Here is a 3,812-nt window from a genome sequence, read left to right on the forward strand (position 1 = left end):
CTCCCGCACCGCGCGCCGGATCCCCTCCAGCAACATCGCAAACGCCGGGTTGTCGTTGTTCTCGCGCCAGATCAGGTGCAACTCGCTCTGCACGCCTTCGCCCAGATCGATATCGCGGAACACCACGTTCCTGAACACCACACTGGTCGCGCAACGCGGCACCAGGGCCAGGCCCATGGCGGCGTTGACCAGTGCCAGGATGGTCAATGACGAGCCGAGCCACTGCACGTAATCCGGGGCGACGCGGGCCGAGCGCAGCATGCCGGTCAGCAGTTCGTTGAACGGCGGGTAAGCCGCGTGGGAGTACATCAGGAACGGTTGCCCATCGAGGTCCTGGACCGATACCGATTCGGCACTGGCCAGGCGGTGCTCACTCGGCACCGCCAGCACGAACGGCTCGCGCACCAGGCATTCGGTGGCGTAGCCCGGTTCCAGCAGCGGCGCCCGGGCGATGCCGAGGTCGATGCGGCGGGCGCGCAGGGCTTCGTGTTGCTGGTAGGTGTTCATCTCCGACAGGTCGATTTTGACGTGGGGCTGTTTGAGTCGCGCCTCGGCGATGACCTTGGGCAGGAACTCGTAGACCGCGCTACCGACGAAACCGATATTGACCGAACCGATGTCGCCCTCGGCGAATCGCCGGGCTGTCACGGCCGCTTGCTGGGCGCGCTCCAGCAGGTTCTGGGCTTCGATGAAGAAGGCCCGGCCGGCGGCGGTGAGCGCGACGCTGCGGGTGCTGCGGGTGAACAGTTCGACGCCCAGGTGATGTTCCAGCAGCTGAATCTGTCGGCTGAGAGGCGGTTGGGTCATGTTCAGCCGTTCGGCGGCGCGGCGGAAATTCAGTTCGGTTGCCACGGTGGTGAAACATCGCAGTTGAGTCAGTTCGAACATTGATCTAATCCAGGTATCAATCGAATGCCAAGTTAGATTAGACGGGATCAATACTCGCGTCCATGATCGGGCCACGTCTCATGCAGTGCCCAAAGCTATCCCTAAAAAAACAATGATCGGGAGTCGCCCCTTGAATACCCTCCAGAGTCCGCCAGACCCGAATGTGCTCGCCCGCGCCGCCGCCAAGGTCAAGCGCCATGTACTGCCGCTGTTCGTGGTGATGTTCATCGTCAACTACATCGACCGGGTCAATATCGGCTTCGTGCGCAGCCACCTGGAAACCGACCTCGGTATTGGCGCTGCCGCCTACGGCCTGGGTGCAGGGCTGTTCTTTATCGGGTACGCGATCTTCGAAGTGCCGTCCAACCTGCTGCTGCAACGCTACGGTGCCCGCGCCTGGCTGACGCGCATCATGTTCACCTGGGGCGCCGCCGCGATGGCCATGGCGTTTGTCCGTGGCGAAACCAGTTTCTACGTGCTGCGCTTCATACTCGGCGCCGCCGAAGCGGGTTTTTTCCCCGGCATCATTTACTACTTCACCCAATGGCTACCGTCGACCGAACGCGGCAAGGCGATGGCGATTTTCCTCAGCGGTTCGGCCATTGCCTCGGTGATTTCCGGTCCGGTGTCCGGTGCACTGCTCAACGTCAGCGGCTTGAGCCTGCACGGTTGGCAGTGGATGTTCCTGATCGAAGGCTTTGCTTCCATCGTGCTCTGCGGGTTCGTCTGGTTCTGGCTGCAATCCCACCCACGGCAGGCCAAGTGGCTGAGCGACGAAGAACAGACCGCGCTGATCGACGCGATCGCTCAGGAGCAACAGGCTCGCGAAGCCACGCAGGGCGTCAAGCCCTCGATCTTCAAACTGCTGGCCGACCGACAGATCCTGCTGTTCTGCTTCATCTACTTTTCCATCGCCCTGACCATCTACGGTGCCACGTTCTGGCTGCCGAGCATGATCAAGAAAATGGGCAACCTCGGCGATTTCCAGGTCGGCCTGTTCAACTCGATTCCGTGGATCATTTCCATCGTCGCGATGTATGGCTTCGCGGCCATGGCCAGCAAATGGAAGCACCAACAGGCCTGGGTAGCGGTGACGCTGGTGATCGCGGCGTTCGGCATGTTCATGTCCACCACCGGCGGCCCGGTCTTCGCCTTCGTCGCCATCTGTTTTGCCGCCATCGGCTTCAAGGCCGCCTCGGCGTTGTTCTGGCCGATTCCCCAGGGCTATCTCGATGCCCGGATCGCCGCGGCAGTGATCGCCCTGATCAACTCCATCGGTAACCTCGGTGGCTTCGTCGCGCCGACCACCTTCGGGTTCCTGGAGCAGACCACCGGCTCCATCGAAGGCGGGCTCTACGGCCTGGCCGCCACTTCGCTGGTCGCCGCCATCGTGATCTTTTTCGCCCGCACCGCCCCCCGTGGCGATGCCCTCCGTGCGTTGACCGGCCAAGAGGCCGGAGGCACACCGGCAAAAAAGCCCAACAGTCATCCAGCCCTGAAAACTGATCCAACGGGAGCCGCCTCTTGAAAATCAAACGAGTCACTGTCACGCCCATCGCCTTCCGTGATCCGCCCTTGCTCAACGCCAGCGGCATCCACGAACCCTTCGCGTTGCGCTCGATCATCGAGATCGAGAGCGACAACGGCTACATCGGCCTGGGTGAAAGTTATGGCGACGCTCCGGCGCTGGCGATCCAGCAGCAACTGCAATCGCAACTGATCGGCCTTGACCCGTTCAACCTCAATCAGTTGCGTGCCATCGTCCAGGCCACCGTGGCGGCGAACAAACCGGCGAGTATTGCCGGTGCCGAACTGGCGCCGGGCTCCCATGCCAGCAAAGCCGTGAGCAATGCTTATTCGGCTTTCGAAGTGGCGTTCCTGGATTTGCAGGCGCACTCCCTGAATGTGCCCTTGGTGGACTTGCTGGGCGGGGCCATCCGCGAGGAGATTCCATTCAGCGCCTACCTGTTCTTCAAGTACGCGCAGCACGTCGATTCACCCTACAAGCCAGACAGTTGGGGCGAGGCCCTGACCGAAGAGCAGATCGTTGCCCAGGCGCGGCGGATGATCGAGGCCTACGGCTTCAAGAGCATCAAGCTCAAGGCCGGCACCTTGCCGCCCGAGCATGAAGTGGCGTGCATCAAGGCGCTGAAAAAGGCCTTCCCCGGTTACCCGCTGCGTATTGATCCGAACGGCAACTGGTCGCTGCAAACCTCGATCCGCATGGCCGAACTGCTCGGTGATGACCTGCAGTATTACGAAGACCCGACGCCGGGCCTGGAGGGCATGGCCGAGCTGCACAAGCGCACCGGTTTGCCCCTGGCGACCAACATGGTGGTCACCGATTTCGACGAGTTCCGCCGCAGCGTGGCACAGGACAGCGTGCAGATTGTCCTCGCCGACCATCATTATTGGGGTGGCCTGCGTGACACGCAGGCGTTGGCGAAAATGTGCGAAACCTTTGGTCTTGGGGTGTCGATGCATTCCAATTCGCACCTGGGCATCAGCCTGATGGCCATGGCGCATGTCGCCGCTGCGGTGCCGAACCTGGATTTCGCCTGCGACACCCATTACCCCTGGCAGGAGCCCGACGAAGAGGTGATCAAGGGTGGCAAGCTGCCGATTGTCGATGGCTGCGTGAAAATCACCCGCGCCCCGGGCCTGGGGCTGGAACTTGACCACGACCAGTTGGGCAAGCTGCATGACCAGTACCTGACGTGCGGCATTCGCCAGCGCGATGACGTGAAGCAGATGCAGCGCTACAAACCGGAGTGGAAGGCGGTCAAACCGCGTTTTTGATCTGCAAGCCGTGCAAGGGGGGCTTGCTGAGGCGAAGGAGCTTGCTGTGGCGAGGGAGCTTGCTCCCGCTGGACTGCGTAGCAGTCCTGTTTTTGGGGTTGCTTCGCAACCCAGCGGGAGCAAGC

At 61.9% G+C, this 3,812-nt stretch carries 3 protein-coding genes; 2 read left to right on the forward strand and 1 reads right to left on the reverse strand.

Annotated elements, in window-relative coordinates:
- A partial coding sequence (locus AC07YV_RS29750) for a LysR family transcriptional regulator (protein ID WP_102702829.1) occupies positions 1-888 on the reverse strand: 888 nt, incomplete at its 3' end.
- A gap of 130 nt (positions 889-1,018) precedes the next feature.
- Here AC07YV_RS29750 and AC07YV_RS29755 point away from each other — a divergent pair.
- Together AC07YV_RS29755 and AC07YV_RS29760 are read left to right on the forward strand one after the other, a co-directional pair.
- Positions 1,019-2,416 carry an MFS transporter gene (locus AC07YV_RS29755; RefSeq protein WP_102702830.1) on the forward strand — a complete coding sequence of 466 codons (1,398 nt, stop codon included), beginning with the start codon at positions 1,019-1,021 and terminating at the stop codon, positions 2,414-2,416.
- On the forward strand, positions 2,413-3,687 hold the full coding sequence (locus tag AC07YV_RS29760) for a glucarate dehydratase family protein (protein WP_102702831.1): 1,275 nt from the start codon (positions 2,413-2,415) through the stop codon (positions 3,685-3,687). The genes AC07YV_RS29755 and AC07YV_RS29760 overlap by 4 nt, the downstream gene beginning before the upstream one ends.
- Positions 3,688-3,812 lie beyond the last annotated feature (125 nt).

The organism is Pseudomonas sp. GW456-E7, from assembly GCF_059424105.1.